The organism is Caulobacter zeae, from assembly GCF_002858925.1.
Classification (GTDB): domain Bacteria; phylum Pseudomonadota; class Alphaproteobacteria; order Caulobacterales; family Caulobacteraceae; genus Caulobacter; species Caulobacter zeae.
In genome coordinates this window covers 15,623-29,533 of sequence record NZ_PJRS01000008.1, presented here as the reverse complement: position 1 = coordinate 29,533, position 13,911 = coordinate 15,623, and the positions used below count along the sequence as shown (strand labels likewise).

At 69.0% G+C, this 13,911-nt stretch carries 13 protein-coding genes; 8 read left to right on the top strand and 5 right to left on the bottom strand.

All coding sequences use genetic code 11. The annotated features are described in order from the left end of the window. The first annotated feature begins 106 nt into the window (after positions 1 to 106). The 3 genes from SGCZBJ_RS02145 (at position 107) to SGCZBJ_RS25825 (ending at position 2,937) form a co-directional block, all read left to right on the top strand. Positions 107 to 1,105, top strand: coding sequence for an aldo/keto reductase (locus SGCZBJ_RS02145; RefSeq protein WP_101716392.1), 999 nt, complete (start codon positions 107 to 109; stop codon positions 1,103 to 1,105). A 72-nt stretch (positions 1,106 to 1,177) separates the two neighbouring features. Further along, positions 1,178 to 2,533, top strand: a complete 1,356-nt coding sequence (locus SGCZBJ_RS02140) for a metallophosphoesterase (protein WP_101716391.1) — start codon at positions 1,178 to 1,180, stop codon at positions 2,531 to 2,533. Positions 2,534 to 2,574: 41 nt separating this feature from the next. Then, entirely contained in the window at positions 2,575 to 2,937 is a 363-nt protein-coding gene (locus SGCZBJ_RS25825; protein ID WP_101716390.1) for a pentapeptide repeat-containing protein, read from the top strand. A 3-nt stretch (positions 2,938 to 2,940) separates the two neighbouring features. On the opposite strand, the gene glmS is transcribed toward SGCZBJ_RS25825, so the two are convergent. Continuing rightward, positions 2,941 to 4,761, bottom strand: coding sequence for a glutamine--fructose-6-phosphate transaminase (isomerizing) (glmS, locus tag SGCZBJ_RS02130; protein ID WP_101716389.1), 1,821 nt, complete (start codon positions 4,759 to 4,761; stop codon positions 2,941 to 2,943). A 207-nt stretch (positions 4,762 to 4,968) separates the two neighbouring features. On the opposite strand from glmS, the gene glmM reads away from it, so the two are divergent. Both glmM and SGCZBJ_RS25525 read left to right on the top strand, forming a co-directional pair. After that, complete coding sequence (gene glmM / locus SGCZBJ_RS02125) at positions 4,969 to 6,315, top strand: phosphoglucosamine mutase (RefSeq protein WP_101716388.1); 1,347 nt, start codon at positions 4,969 to 4,971, stop codon at positions 6,313 to 6,315. Positions 6,316 to 6,477: 162 nt separating this feature from the next. After that, entirely contained in the window at positions 6,478 to 6,630 is a 153-nt protein-coding gene (locus SGCZBJ_RS25525) for a hypothetical protein (protein ID WP_165799219.1), read from the top strand. A gap of 30 nt (positions 6,631 to 6,660) precedes the next feature. Here SGCZBJ_RS25525 and SGCZBJ_RS02120 read toward each other — a convergent pair whose 3' ends face one another. Then, entirely contained in the window at positions 6,661 to 7,722 is a 1,062-nt protein-coding gene (locus SGCZBJ_RS02120) for a LacI family DNA-binding transcriptional regulator (protein ID WP_205685307.1), read from the bottom strand. Positions 7,723 to 7,806: 84 nt separating this feature from the next. Here SGCZBJ_RS02120 and SGCZBJ_RS02115 point away from each other — a divergent pair, with 84 nt between their 5' ends. Continuing rightward, complete coding sequence (locus SGCZBJ_RS02115) at positions 7,807 to 8,949, top strand: acyltransferase family protein (protein ID WP_101716387.1); 1,143 nt, start codon at positions 7,807 to 7,809, stop codon at positions 8,947 to 8,949. 128 nt (positions 8,950 to 9,077) lie between these two features. Here SGCZBJ_RS02115 and SGCZBJ_RS02110 read toward each other — a convergent pair whose 3' ends face one another. From SGCZBJ_RS02110 to kefF, 3 genes are read right to left on the bottom strand one after another with little or no spacing between them, the layout of a single operon-like run. Beyond that, complete coding sequence (locus tag SGCZBJ_RS02110) at positions 9,078 to 9,824, bottom strand: DUF6065 family protein (RefSeq protein ID WP_101716386.1); 747 nt, start codon at positions 9,822 to 9,824, stop codon at positions 9,078 to 9,080. Between the two features lie 53 nt (positions 9,825 to 9,877). Further along, entirely contained in the window at positions 9,878 to 11,839 is a 1,962-nt protein-coding gene (locus tag SGCZBJ_RS02105) for a monovalent cation:proton antiporter-2 (CPA2) family protein (RefSeq protein ID WP_101716385.1), read from the bottom strand. Positions 11,840 to 11,842: 3 nt separating this feature from the next. Further along, positions 11,843 to 12,436 carry a glutathione-regulated potassium-efflux system oxidoreductase KefF gene (gene kefF / locus SGCZBJ_RS02100; protein ID WP_165799218.1) on the bottom strand — a complete coding sequence of 198 codons (594 nt, stop codon included), beginning with the start codon at positions 12,434 to 12,436 and terminating at the stop codon, positions 11,843 to 11,845. Positions 12,437 to 12,544: 108 nt separating this feature from the next. Between kefF and SGCZBJ_RS02095 the strand changes: the two genes are divergently transcribed. Beyond that, positions 12,545 to 13,264: a CoA transferase subunit A gene (locus SGCZBJ_RS02095; RefSeq protein WP_101716384.1), complete on the top strand. Its 720-nt coding sequence runs from the start codon at positions 12,545 to 12,547 to the stop codon at positions 13,262 to 13,264. Next, on the top strand, positions 13,264 to 13,905 hold the full coding sequence (locus tag SGCZBJ_RS02090; RefSeq protein ID WP_101716383.1) for a 3-oxoacid CoA-transferase subunit B: 642 nt from the start codon (positions 13,264 to 13,266) through the stop codon (positions 13,903 to 13,905). Before SGCZBJ_RS02095 ends, SGCZBJ_RS02090 begins: the two co-directional genes overlap by 1 nt. The last annotated feature ends 6 nt before the right edge of the window (positions 13,906 to 13,911 follow it).

The following is a 13,911-nucleotide window of genomic DNA, read 5'->3' as shown; positions in this document are numbered from 1 at the left end:
GGCTCGTGCGCCGTCGGTCGGATTATCGCACAGGTCGCGCCGGGTCATAGTCGGCTTGTCCAACACCCGCGGCGCTCCCCACGCCGCGTCTCCAAGGAGATCGCCCATGCGTAAGCTCAAGCTCGGAAACACCGGTCCCGCCGTCTCGGCCCTCGGCCTCGGCTGCATGGGCATGTCCGACGACCTCTACGGCCCCGCCGACCGTAGCGAGGCCATCGCCACCATCCACGCCGCCCTGGAGGCCGGGGTCACCCTGCTCGACACCGGCGACTTCTACGGCATGGGTCACAACGAGATGCTGATCGGCGAGGCCCTGCGTGGCCAGGACCGCGACAAGGCCGTGATCAGCGTCAAGTTCGGCGCCCTGCGCGGGCCCGACGGCGCCTTCCTCGGCTTCGACAGCCGGCCCAAGGCGATCCGCAACTTCGTGACCTGTTCGCTGCGCCGGCTGGGGGTCGACCACATCGACGTCTACCGCCCCTCGCGCCTGGATCCCGACGTGCCGATCGAGGATGCGATCGGCGCCCTGGCCGAGCTGCGCGACGCCGGCTACATCCGCCACATCGGCCTGTCCGAAGTCGGCGCGGACACCATTCGCCGCGCCGCCGCCGTGGCGCCGATCTGCGACCTGCAGATCGAATATTCGCTGCTGTCGCGCGGGATCGAGGACGCCATCCTGCCCACCCTGCGCGAGCTGGGCATCGGCCTGACGGCTTATGGCGTGCTGTCGCGCGGCCTGATCAGCGGCCACTGGAGCAAGGACGCCCAGCGCGGCGCCCGCGACTTCCGGGTCTATTCCCCGCGCTTCCAGGGCGAGAACCTCGACCGCAACCTGGCCCTGGTCGAGACCCTGCGGGCGGTGGCCGAGGGCAAGGGCGTCAGCGTCGCCCAGATCGCCATCGCCTGGGTCGCCTCCCGCGGCGACGACATCGTTCCCCTGGTCGGCGCCCGCCGCCGCGACCGCCTGGCCGAGGCCCTGGGGGCGCTGGACGTCGTCCTGACGGCGGAGGATCTGGCCGCCATCGAGGCGGCCGTGCCCAAGGGCGCGGCGGCGGGCGAGCGCTACGCCCCGGCGATGATGGCCCATCTCGACAGCGAACGCTGACCATCCAAAGCCTTGTTGGCGCCTCGCCTGGAGCGGTCTAGGCAAGGCACCGACGATCTCTGGAGGCTCGGCATGAACGGTTTCAATCGGCGCACGGTGCTGGGCGGCGCGGCGGCCGCCATGACCCTGTCGTTCGGTTCCAGCGCCGGCGCCGCCACGGGCCGGGCCAAGGTGCTGATGCTGTCGGACCTGCACTCGGCCTACGGGATCACCCCGGCCCTGCTGGAGGCCATGCGCCGCATCGTCCGTCGCGACGCCGCCCCCAGCCTGATCCTGCTGAACGGCGACCTCTTCGAAGCCGGCAACGTGGTGGCCAAGCGCACCGACGGCGCGCTGGACTGGGCGTTCCTCGAGGCGGTGGCCAAGCTGGCGCCGACGGTGATCAACATCGGCAACCACGACGCCGACCTGGTGGAGGACATCGCCGCCGCTGCCGACCGCGCCCGGGCTCTGGGCATCACCGTGATCAGCAACATCGTCGACAAGCGCACCGGCCGCCCGGTGGCCAGCTCGCGCGCCACGCTCGATCTCGGCTTCCCCGTCCACCTGATCGGCTGGGCGACCAACTCGATCGATACCTATCCCAAGGCCATCCGGCCTGACCTGGCCATCCCGGCGCCGACGGCGTGGGCGCAGGCCAACCTGCCGGCTGCGCCGCCGGAGGACGGCATGATGGTGGTGATGAGCCACGCGGGCCTGCCCGCCGACCGGCCGCTGCTGGCCGGCCTGCCCGAGCGCACCCTGTTCCTGGGCGGCCACAACCACGTGACCGTCGAGCACGCGCAGGGGACCAGCCGCTACGTCCACACCGGCGCCTGGGGCCAGCCCCTGACGGTCGCCACGATCGACCGCGCCCGCAAGGCCGACCCGATTCGCATCTCCCGCGTCATCGTCGACCCGCGCGGCCCGGCCGACCAGGCCCTGGCCCGCCAGGTGAAGGAAGCCCTGGCCGCCCAGCTGACGCCGGAAGAGCGGGCGGTGGTCGCCAAGGTCCCCAAAGCCCTGTCCCTGGGCGACACCGGTCGCCATGTCGCCGGGCTGATGGCCCGGGCCGCCGGCGCCGACATCGGCTTCATGGGCCACACCACCCTGGGCATGGGCCTGCCGGCCGGCGACCTGTCGCGCTACGCCTACGACTCCGTGGTCCGCTTCGACGGCAGGATCGTGAAGGCCCAGGTCGACGCGGAGACCCTGGCCGACATCCTCACCCGCACCGACCAGGATCGCGGTTTCCCGTTCGACAGGCTGACCGGCGACTTCGCCTACGCCAGCGGCCCCACCCGTCCCGACAAGACCCACCTCACCGTCGTCACCACCGACTGGTGCGCGGGCCGCCAGCACGAATATTTCGGTCGCGAGGACCTCTCTTTCAGCGACACCGGCCTGAAGGTGAAACCGTCGATCCTGGCCGGACTGGCGGCGGGCTGAGCGCGTCTGGACTGAAGTGGCGTCGCTGATACTGTCTCGCCATGGATGCGCAGATCACCGAGAGCCAACTCCTCGCCCGGTATAGGCGGGGAGAGAGAGTGTTCTCGAACCTCGACATCGTCGCCGACGGGTCCGACGCCCTCGAAAGCGCCGTCTTGGACGGTGTCGAGATGCGGGGCTGTTGCCTCGCAGTTTCGCTGCGCGGGACGTCGCTCCGCAGGTCCGGGATGCGTTGCAATCTCAAGACCTGCGACTTCACCGGCGCAGACCTGACGGGGGCCGATTTCCGCGATGCGGCCCTATGCGCAACCACCTTTAAGGGGGCGAAGATGGAAGGCGCACGGTTCGCCGGCGCCTTCTTCCACAGCTACAGTCTCGCTGACGGCGAGACGCCCGACTGGTAGGCGCTACTCCACCGTCACCGATTTCGCCAGGTTGCGCGGCTGGTCGACGTCGGCGCCCTTGAGCACGGCCACGTGGTAGGCCAGCAGCTGGATTGGGGCCGACATCACCAGGGTCGAGACCAGCGGGTCGCTGGCCGGGGCGGTGACCACCACCTTGGCGCCTTCGGGGGCGTGCTTCACGCCCAGGGTGTCGGTGATGAAGATCACCTGGCCGCCGCGCGCCATCACCTCGCTCATGTTCGAGGCCGACTTTTCGAACCAGGAGTCGTAGGGCGCGAGGATCACGATCGGGGTCTGGTCGTCGACCAGGGCGATCGGGCCGTGCTTCAGCTCGCCGGCCGCGTAGCCCTCGGCGTGGATGTAGCTGATCTCCTTCAGCTTCAGCGCACCTTCCAGGGCCAGGGCCGACATCGGGCCGCGGCCCAGGTAGAGCACGTCACGGGCCTTGGCCACGTCGGCGGCGATCTCCTTGATCGCGCCTTCCAGGTGGATGGCCTCGGCGATCAGGCGCGGCGCCTCCAGCAGCACCTTCACGAGGCGCTGCTCCTCGGCCGCGTCGATGGTCCCGCGGGCCTTGGCGGCGGCCACGGCGATGGCGGTCAGCACGCTGACCTGGGCGGTGAAGGCCTTGGTCGAGGCCACGCCGATCTCGGGGCCGCAGTGGATCGGCCAGACCACGTCGACCTCGCGGGCCATGGTCGACTCCGTGGCGTTGACCACCACGGCGCTCTTCATGCCCTTGGCCTTGCAGTAGCGCAGGGCCGCCAGGGTGTCGGCCGTCTCGCCCGACTGCGACATGGCCACCACCAAAGCCCCCGGGCGCAAAGCCGGCTGGCGGTAGCGGAACTCCGAGGCGATCTCGACGTCCACCGGCAGGTCGGCCAGCTGCTCGATCAGGTACTTGCCGACGACGCCGGCGATGTAGGAGGTGCCGCAGGCGACGATCTGGATGCGTTCCAGCCTGGCGAAATCGACGTCGCCGGGGATGGCCGTCCTGCTGGTCAGGGCGTCCACATAGGCCGCGATGGTGCGCTGGCACCCCTCGGGCTGGTCGTGGATCTCCTTCTCCATGAAGTGGCGGTAGTTGCCCTTCTCCATCATCACGGCGCTGGTCGGCACCACGCGCACGGGACGGGTCACGGCCGCGCCCGAGGCGTCGAAGATCCTGGCGCTGTCGTGGTCGAGGGCCACGTAGTCGCCTTCGTCGAGATAGATCACCCGGTTGGTGAAGGGGCCGACGGCGAGCGCGTCCGAGCCCAGGAACATCTCGCCCTGGCCCTCGCCGACGACCAGCGGGCTGCCGCGGCGGGCGCCCAGCACCAGGTTCTCGGCCCCCTCGATCAGCACGGCCAGGGCATAGGCCCCGGTCAGCTGGTCGAGCGTGGCCTTGAAGGCGTCGATGGGCGCAAGGCCCGTGGCCAGTTCGGCGTCGATCAGGTGGGCGATCACCTCGGTGTCGGTGTCGCTCTCGAAGGTGCGGCCGGCGGCGGCCAGCTCGGCCTTCAGCTCGGCGAAGTTCTCGATGATGCCGTTGTGCACCAGCGTGACGCGGCCGGCGCTGTGGGGGTGGGCGTTGGCGACATTGGGCGCGCCGTGGGTGGCCCAGCGGGTGTGGCCGATGCCGGTGGTGGCGGTCAGCGGCTCGGCGGCCAGCACCTCTTCCAGGGCCTTGATCTTGCCCTTGGCGCGGCGGCGCTCGACGCGCGCGCCCACCACGCCGGCCACGCCGGCGGAGTCGTAGCCCCGGTACTCGAGCCGCTTGAGGCTCTCGACCAGACGCTCGGCGACGGGGGCCTTACCGACGATGCCGATGATGCCGCACATGGGACATGATCCTTTGTAGAACGCGCCTGTAGGACTATTGCTACCAGCACGGGATATTTCGAGCGCGGCCTTTAGCACTCGTGCAGGGGCCGGCGACGTAAATCTGCATTTCGGATCGTTTCGCGGTCCGTACGAGACTTCGAAGACGCTCTATATGGGCGTTGCTCCGATTCACACAGCGACCCGACAGCGACGAAGACCATCATCATGAGCAAGCGCGCCTATTTCGGCACCGACGGCATCCGCGGCCAGGCCAACAAGCACCCGATGACCGCCGAAGTCGCACTGCGCGTCGGCCTGGCGGCCGGCAAGCTGTTCCGCTCGCAGGACGACCGCCGCCACCTGGTGGTGATCGGCAAGGACACCCGGCTTTCGGGCTACATGATCGAGCCGGCCCTGGTGGCGGGCCTGACCAGCGTGGGCATGGACGTGCGCCTGTTCGGTCCGCTGCCGACCCCCGCCGTGGCGATGATGACCCGCTCGATGCGCGCCGATCTCGGCGTCATGATCTCGGCCTCGCACAACAACTTCGCCGACAACGGCATCAAGCTGTTCGGTCCCGACGGCTACAAGCTGTCGGACGAACAGGAGCTGAAGATCGAGGCGCTGATGGACGAGGGCCTGCAGGAAGGCCTGGCGGCCCCGCGCGACCTGGGCCGCGTCAAGCGTATCGACGACGCCCAGGCCCGCTATGTCGAGATCGTCAAGGCGACCTTCCCGCGTCACCTGTCGCTGTCGGGCCTGCGTATCGTCATCGATTGCGCCAACGGCGCGGCCTACAAGGTAGCCCCCACCGCCCTCTACGAGCTGGGCGCCGAGGTCATCAGCCTGGGCGTCACGCCCGACGGCACCAACATCAACGAGGAATGCGGCTCTACCCATCCGGACCAGATGGCCAAGCTGGTGCGCGAGTATCGCGCCGACATCGGCATCGCCCTGGACGGCGACGCCGACCGCCTGGTGATCTGCGACGAGAAGGGCCTGGTGGTCGACGGCGACCAGATCATGGCCATCATTGCGGCCGCCTTCGCCAAGGCCGGTGCGCTGAAGGGCGGCGGCGTCGTGGCCACGGTGATGTCGAACCTCGGCCTCGAGCGCCAGCTCGGCGGGCTGGGCCTGACCCTGGAGCGCACCTCGGTGGGCGACCGCTATGTCATGCAGCGCATGCGCGAGGGCGGCTTCAATGTCGGCGGCGAGCAGTCGGGCCACCTGATCCTGTCGGACTTCTCGACCACGGGCGACGGCCTGATCGCCGCCTTGCAGGTGCTGGCGGTGATGGTCGAGAGCGGCAAGCCGATGAGCGCCCTGGCCCGCCAGTTCGAACCGGTGCCGCAGCTCCTGGAAAACGTCCGCTTCGCCGGCGGCAAGCCGCTTGAGGCCAAGGCGGTCAAGGAAGCTATCGCCGACGGCGAGGCCCAGCTGAACGGGGCCGGCCGCATCGTCGTGCGGGCCTCGGGCACCGAGCCGCTGATCCGCATCATGGCCGAGGGCGACGACCCGGCCCTGGTGCGCAAGGTGGTTGGCGACATCGCCGCCGCGGTGAAGGCTGTCTGAGCACGAATATTCCGTGTAGCTGCACTAATTCGGGCGAAAAAGCGGCCGAAACCCGCCTAAAAGGCGACGGCTCAGGTTGTGTTTCGTCAGTTTCGTGACATCGTCGTCCCCGTGGTTAACGGCGCGAGCCCCCACAGCGCCGAGCCACGGAGGAAACGTCAGGTGTTCCATACGCATGGTTCGCGGCCCGCTGCCGCGCCCGGCCTTCTGCACAGCCGCGAGTTCCGTCGCGCGATGCTGTTCGGCGGCGCATTCAGCGCCCTCTTCTGGCTGGCCACGGCCTACGGCGCCAGCCGGTTGTTGCTGAACCTCTGACGCCAGGTCAGAGGGGTTTTCGCGCCCGCTTCAGGTCGAGGCGCGCTCCACCAGGTCATAGGCTTCCAGCACGTCGGCCGGCGGACCCTCGCCGGCCGGGCGGCGCAGCGCGTCTAGCAGCAGGTCCAGCGCTCGGCCGGTCATGCGGTCGATCGGCTGGCGCACCGTGGTCAGCGGCGGCCAGACCCGCGTCGCCAGCAGGGTGTCGTCGAAGCCGGCCACGGCCAGGTCGCGCGGCAGGGAAAGCCCCCGGCGATGCGCCACCCACAGGGCGCCGGCGGCCATGTCGTCATTGGCCGCGACGATGGCGTCGGGCGGCTCCGCCAGCGTGAGCAACTGTTCGGTCGCGGCGAGGCCGGACTCGAAGGTGAAGCGGCCCTCGACCACCAGCTGTTCCGGCAGAGACAGGCCGTGGGCCGCCAGAGCCGCGCGGCAGCCCTCCAGTCGCTCGACGCTGTCGGAATGGTCCTGCGGGCCGGCGATGACGGCGATGCGCCGTCGCCCCTTGGCGGCCAGCCGTTCGGTGACGGCGTACGAGGCCGCGCGATTGTCGATGCGCACGGTGATCATGTCGGGCAGGGGCGCGGCGGTGGCGATCGAGGCGGTGGCTAGGCCAAGCGAGGCGAACGCGGTCGAGCCGCTCAGCACGGTGTCGAACGGCGGCAGCAGCAGAAGCGCGTCGGCGCCCGAGCGCTGCAAGGCGCGCGCGACCTCCAGCGCCTCGGCGGGCGAGCCGGCCTTGCGGGTAATCAGCTGCAGGCCGCGCTCGGCGCTGGCCACGGCGGCGGCGGCCAGCACGGCGTGGATGAACATGCTGTCGACCCCGGCATAGAGCAGGCCCACCCGCGCCGGCGCAGCGCCCACCAGCCTCCGCGCGGCCGAGCTGGGCACGTAGCCCAGGGCGGTGATCGCGGCCATCACCCGATCGCGGGTCTGCGCCGAAAACTTGCCCGTGCCGTTGAAGACGTTCGACACCGTCATGGCCGAGACGCCGGCCTTCTGCGCCACGTCCTTGATGGTCACCCTGGCCCGTTCGCGGGGGCGCCTGGAGCGCTGCATGGTCGTCAGGTCCTGCGAGATTGGAAGGCCCACGAAACGGCGTTCCTAAAGAGGGTTGTGGTTTAACGATAAACCCAACAACGCTTCATCGCGACTCATCATCAGCGAAGCTTGCCCATGACGTCTTTCGCCGCCGCGACCTCGACCAACGCCACAGCGCCCGCCAAGAGCCACTACGTGATCCTCGACGGCCTGCGGGGCGTGGCCGCCCTGATGGTGGTCGCCTTCCACCTGTTCGAGGCCTATTCGGGCGGCAGCCCGCACAAGCAGATCATCAACCACGGCTACCTGGCGGTGGACTTCTTCTTCCTGCTGTCGGGCTTCGTGGTCGCCTACGCCTATGACGACCGCTGGAGCGTCATGAGCCCGTGGGCCTTCTACAAGCGCCGCTTGGTGCGCCTGCAGCCGATGATCATCATCGGCGGCCTGATCGGGGCGGCCCTGCTGGCCTTCCAGCATTCACCGATGTTCCCCAAGCTCGAGACCGTCACCGCTTGGCAGGTGATCGGCGTGCTGCTGCTGAGCTTCGTGATGATCCCGCTGCGCCCCTCGGCCGAGATCCGCGGCTGGGGCGAGATCTATCCGTTGAACGGCCCGCAGTGGTCCCTGTTCTACGAGTACGTCGCCAACATCCTCTATGCCGTCGGCCTGCGGAAGCTTTCCAACCGCTGGCTCGGCGTCCTGGTCGGCGTGTCGGCCCTGGCCCTGATCGGCCTCCTGGTGCTGGGCCCGCGCGGCGACGTCATCGGCGGCTGGGCCCTGGACGCCAAGGGGATCCACATCGGCCTGACCCGGGTGATGTTCCCGTTCTTCGCCGGCGTGCTGCTGATGCGCCTGGGCAAGCGGATCAAGGTCCGCCACGGCTTTGCGGTGTGCAGCGTGCTGCTGATCGCCGCCCTGTCGCTGCCCCGCTTTGGCGGCCCTGAGCGCCTTTGGGTCAACGGCCTGTACGAGGCCGCCTGCGTGATCCTGCTGTTCCCGCTGATCGTCGCCATCGGCGCGGGCGAGAAGGACGTCGACGGCCCCAGCTTGCGCATCGCCCGCTTTTTCGGCGACCTCTCGTACCCGCTATACATCACCCACTATCCGCTGATCTACGTCTACACCGCCTGGGTGGTGGATCATAAGGTCCCGGCCGCCCAAGGCGCGCTGGTCGGCGTGGGGGTGTTCGCGGCGGCGGTTGCGATCGCCTGGGCCTGCCTCAAGCTCTATGACGAGCCGGCGCGGCGCTGGCTGGCGGGGAAGCTGCTGCGGCGGTGATCCCAATTCCCTCCCTCTTGATGGGGGAGGGGCAGGGGTGGGGGTGGTGCGGCGTCGGACGCTGCACCCGCCAACTCGGCAGTCACCCCCATCCCCGACCCTTCCCCCATCGAAGGGGAAGGGAGAAATCAGAACCCGATCTTCGGGGCTTTCAGGCGGCGCTTGTTGACGTGGCCCTTGGGGTTGGGGGCCTCGATCTCTTCAGGCAGCTCGCCCTTGAAGTAGAAGCGCTGCCAGGCCTCCTTGGTGGCGGCCGGGTCGCGGGCGGCGATGCGGGCGTTGAACTCGCCGCGCTTCTCGGCCCAGACGTCGTACTGCTTGCGCATGTCGGGGTTGGAGTTGAAGTGCCGGATGACCGGCTGGACCGTCTCCAGCGGCTTGTCCTGGATCATGGTGATGAAGCAGAACGGCTCGCCCTTGGCGAACTTCACCGTGCCGGGGCGGGTGAACACCCAGTTCATCGTGAATGGGAAGGGCAGCCAGTCGGTCTCGACCAGGCCCGCCAGCGGCTGGATGCCGTCCTTGATGTGGTTGGGCGGGCCCATGGTCCAGATCAGCCAGTCCGGCGGCGTGCGGAACAGGTAGCCGGTGTGGAAGGTGATCGTTCCGCGCGAGAAGTGCGACTTGACGAAGTCGTCGAAGCCCGGATGCGGGTGGTCGGACTTGAAGGTGATGTCGTTCTGGTGGATGCCGCCGTTCCAGGTGGCCTCGAAGCCGACCGGGCACAGGATTTCCCAGCCGGTGGTGTTGGCCATGGTCAGCGGCAGGCAGCGATAGGGGTGGCGGTCGGCGAAGTTGTCCATCCAGGCCCGCTGCGGGCGCCCCGGCACGATCTCCGGCGGCCGGCTCTCGGTGGGATAGCACTCCAGATACATGCCGCTTCTTTCCCGTCGTTCCCGGACCGTCCCGGCCCTTCCTTGATCCAGCCTTAGCCCTGCGGAGGCGTTCCCGTCCAGCCGTCGGCTTCGGCCGGTTCGGTCTCGCCGCCCGAGCCCCCCTTGCGCTGGGCCAGCTTGCGCAGCTCCTCGTCGCGGGCCGCCGTGTCCCAGGCCCCGCCGGCCTCGCCCGGACGCATGCGCGCCAGGTCGGCGGCCAGCAGCCGGTCCATGGTCTGGGCCGCGTCGCGCGACGCCAGGATGTAGGCCTCTTCCTGGCCCCACATCGGCTTCAGGTCCTCGAAGGTCTTGCGGTCGTGGCGGCGGAAGAACGAGGTGGCGCGGAAGGCCTTGTGGGCTCGGAAGCCCAGCTTCTGAAGGGCCGTCGAGCCCAGGGCCAGGGCGGCCTCGAAGGTCTCGCGTTCCACCGCGTCGGCGCCGTTGGCCAGCAAGTCGTAGGCGTGGCGGCGGTCCCAGGCGCGGGCCAGGATGATCAGGTTGGGAAAGGCCCGGCGGGCCGTCTCCACCAGCTCGGCGGTCTTCTCGCGGTCGTCCAGGGCGACGATCAGCATGCGGGCGTGCTCGGCGCCGGCGGCGCGCAGCAGGTCAAGGCGCGTGGCGTCGCCATAGTGCACCCGCCGGCCGAAGCGGCGCAGCAGCTCGATCTGCTCGATGTCGCTGTCCAGAACCGTCGACTTGAAGCCGTTGGCCTGCAGCAGGCGGCCGGTGATCTGCCCGAAGCGGCCGAAGCCGGCGATGATGATGTCGGGCTCGCCCTCGTCGAACTGCGGGGCTTCCGGCTCGACGTCGGGGATGGCAGCGTTCACCAGCTCGGCGATGCGCTCGTAGAGGATCATGGCCACCGGCGTCAGGGCCATCGAGACGGCGACCGTGGCGGTCAGCAGGGCGGCCAGGTCCGCGCCGATGACGCCGGCCCCCACCGTGAAGCTCAGCAGCACGAAGGCGAACTCGCCGCCCTGGGCCAGGGCCGTGGCCACGGCGGCGGCGCTGCGGCCCTGTGCCCCGGCGATGCGGGCGATGCCGAACATCACCGCGAACTTCAGGACCATCAGGCCCAGCACCAGGGCGATCAGGGTCAGCGGCTGGCGGGCGATCAGCGTCAGGTCGATGCCCGCGCCGACGGTGATGAAGAAGAGGCCCAGCAACAGGCCGCGGAACGGCTCGATGTCGGTTTCCAGCTCGCGGCGGAACTCGCTCTCGGCCAGCACCACGCCGGCCAGGAACGCGCCCAGCGCCGGCGACAGGCCCACCGACTGCATCAGGCCGGCCACGCCGACCACGATCAGCAGGGCGGCGGCGGTGAAGATCTCGCGCAGGCGGGCCTCGGCGATGAAGCGGAAGATCGGCCGCACGATGAACCGGCCGCTGCCGACGACCACGCCCACCGCGCCCAGCACGGCCAGGCCTTGCGCCCAGGCCGGCAGGTGCGAGATCAGGCTGGCGCCATGGCCGCCGGCGTCGCTGGCATGGGCGTCGGGCGCCACCGTGGCCAGCAGCGGCAGCAGGGCGAACATCGGGATCACCGCCAGGTCCTGCAAAAGCAGCACGCCGAAGGCGGCGCGGCCGACCGGGCCCTGGCGCAGGCCCTTCTCGTCCAGGGTCTGAAGCACGATGGCGGTCGACGACATGGCCAAAACCAGGCCCACGGCCAGGGCCGTCTGCCAGGGCAGGCTCAGCAGGTAGCCGACGGCGGCCACGGCCAGGGCCGTGCCCACCACCTGGGCGCCCCCTAAGCCGAAGATCGTCTTGCGCATCTCCCACAGGGTGGAGGGGCGCACCTCCAGGCCGATCAGGAACAGCAGGATGACGACGCCGAACTCGGCGAAGCGCATGACGTCGTGCTGCTCGCCCACCAGCGACAGCATCGCCGGGCCGATCAGCACGCCGGCGATCAGGTAGCCCAGCACCGAGCCCAGCCCTAGGCGCTTGGCGATCGGCACCGAGATGACGGCCGCGCCCAGATAGACCAGGGTCTGCTTGAGGAACGGTTCCATGGCTTACGCTCCTTCGGCCGCGTGGTCGGCGGCCAGCAGGGCCGACATCCGCGCCTGGTAGCGCAGAGCCTCGGCCTTCAGCTGCTCGTCGTCCTTCATCGCCGCCCCGTGCACCACGAAGGGCGTCTCCCAGACCATGCCGCACAGATAGGCCGTCTGCTCCAGCGGGCGCAGGAATTCGTCCAGGGTGAAGCGGTTGTAGCCCTTGGCGTGATAGGCCTGGGCCGGGCCGCCGGTGGTGCAGGCCACGAACAGGCGCTTGCCGGCCAAAGCGTCGCCGCCCAGGCCGTAGGCGAAGCCGTGCAGCCAGACCAGATCCAGCCACTCCTTCATCAGGGCCGGCGGCGAGTACCAGAACAGCGGGAACTGCAAGGCGATGATGTCGTGGTCTACCAGCTTCTGCTGCTCGGCCTCGATGTCGATCGAGAAGTCCGGATAGGTCTCGTACAGATCGTGGAAGGTGACGCCGGAAAGGGCCTTGGCCGCCTTGGCCAGGGCGCGATTGGCGCGCGAGCGTTCAAGCGCCGGGTGCGCCAGGGTCAGCAGGGCGCCGGCGGTGGCGGGCGTCACGATCGGGGTGTTAGGGTCAGTGGTCACGCGTAACCGCCTACCGTGGTCGCATGACGGGAAAATTTATTCATCAAGGCTTGAATTTCTCCGGCCGGCGGGCGAGAGCAGTCGGCGAACGTCGCTCCGGGAGGAAGCATGGTCGACAAGGTGAAATCCGACGCCGCAGAAGCGTTGGCGGGTCTGCTGTTCGACGGCATGACCATCATGGCCGGGGGCTTTGGTCTCTGCGGCATTCCCGAAAACCTGATCGCGGCGATCCGCGAGACGGGGGTCAAGGACCTCACGGTCATCTCCAACAACTGCGGGGTCGACGGATTCGGCTTGGGCATCCTGCTGGAGAACCGTCAGATCAAGAAGATGGTCTCGTCCTATGTGGGCGAGAACAAGCTGTTCGAACAGCTATACCTGAGTGGGGAGCTCGAACTGGAGTTCAATCCGCAGGGCACGCTGGCCGAACGCATCCGCGCCGGCGGCGCGGGCATCCCGGCCTTCTTCACGCGCACCGGCTACGGCACCCTGGTGGCCGAGGGCAAGGAAACGCGCGAATTCGACGGCGAGATGTACGTGATGGAGCGCGGCCTTGTCGCCGACCTCTCGATCGTCAAGGCCTGGAAGGCCGACGCCGAGGGCAACCTCGTCTACCGAAAGACCGCCCGCAACTTCAATCCGATGATGGCCACGGCCGGCAAGGCCACCGTCGTCGAGGTCGAGGAGCTGGTCGAGATCGGCGCGCTCGACAAGGACAACATCCACACCCCCGGCATCTTCGTCGACCGGCTGATCAAGGGCGCGAAGTTCGAAAAGCGCATCGAACGCGTCACCACGCGCCCCCGCGAAGCCAAGGAGCAAGCGTAATGGCCTGGACCCGCGACGAGATGGCGGCCCGCGCCGCCAAGGAGCTGCGCGACGGCTTCTACGTCAACCTGGGCATCGGCATCCCGACCCTGGTGGCCAACTACATCCCCGAGGGCATGCACGTGACGCTGCAAAGCGAGAACGGCATGCTGGGCATGGGTCCCTTCCCCTATGAGGGCGAGGAGGACGCCGATCTGATCAACGCCGGCAAGCAGACGATCACCGAGCTGGATAGCAGCTCGTATTTCTCGTCGGCCGACAGCTTCGCGATGATCCGCGGCGGCCACATCGCCCTGTCGATCCTGGGCGGCATGCAGGTCTCCGAGACCGGCGACCTCGCCAACTGGATGGTGCCCGGCAAGATGGTCAAGGGCATGGGCGGGGCCATGGACCTGGTGGCCGGCGTCAAGCGCGTGGTGGTCGTCATGGACCACTGCGAGAAGTCGGGCGCGCCCAAGCTGCTGAAAGCCTGCTCGCTGCCGCTGACCGGCGCCGGCGTCGTGGATCTGCTGATCACCGAACTGGGCGTCTTCGAGATCAACCGCGGCAGGACCCCGGTGAAGCTGATCGAACTGGCCCCGGGCGTGTCGGTCGACGAGGTCCAGGCCAAGACCGAGGCGGCGTTCGAGGTGGCGGTCTAGGAAAAA

Excerpts from the sequence above, each read along its gene's own strand:
- glmS (WP_101716389.1), bottom strand. The coding sequence starts at position 4,761 with ATGTGCGGCATCATCGGCATCGTCGGTAAGGCCCCCGTCGCCGAGCGT.
- SGCZBJ_RS02115 (WP_101716387.1), top strand. The coding sequence starts at position 7,807 with ATGACGTCTTTCGCCGCCGCGACCTCGACCAACGCCACAGCGCCCGCC.
- SGCZBJ_RS25825 (WP_101716390.1), top strand. The coding sequence starts at position 2,575 with ATGGATGCGCAGATCACCGAGAGCCAACTCCTCGCCCGGTATAGGCGG.
- SGCZBJ_RS02110 (WP_101716386.1), bottom strand. The coding sequence starts at position 9,824 with ATGTATCTGGAGTGCTATCCCACCGAGAGCCGGCCGCCGGAGATCGTG.
- SGCZBJ_RS02140 (WP_101716391.1), top strand. The coding sequence starts at position 1,178 with ATGAACGGTTTCAATCGGCGCACGGTGCTGGGCGGCGCGGCGGCCGCC.
- SGCZBJ_RS02145 (WP_101716392.1), top strand. The coding sequence starts at position 107 with ATGCGTAAGCTCAAGCTCGGAAACACCGGTCCCGCCGTCTCGGCCCTC.
- SGCZBJ_RS02095 (WP_101716384.1), top strand. The coding sequence starts at position 12,545 with ATGGTCGACAAGGTGAAATCCGACGCCGCAGAAGCGTTGGCGGGTCTG.
- SGCZBJ_RS02105 (WP_101716385.1), bottom strand. The coding sequence starts at position 11,839 with ATGGAACCGTTCCTCAAGCAGACCCTGGTCTATCTGGGCGCGGCCGTC.
- SGCZBJ_RS02090 (WP_101716383.1), top strand. The coding sequence starts at position 13,264 with ATGGCCTGGACCCGCGACGAGATGGCGGCCCGCGCCGCCAAGGAGCTG.
- glmM (WP_101716388.1), top strand. The coding sequence starts at position 4,969 with ATGAGCAAGCGCGCCTATTTCGGCACCGACGGCATCCGCGGCCAGGCC.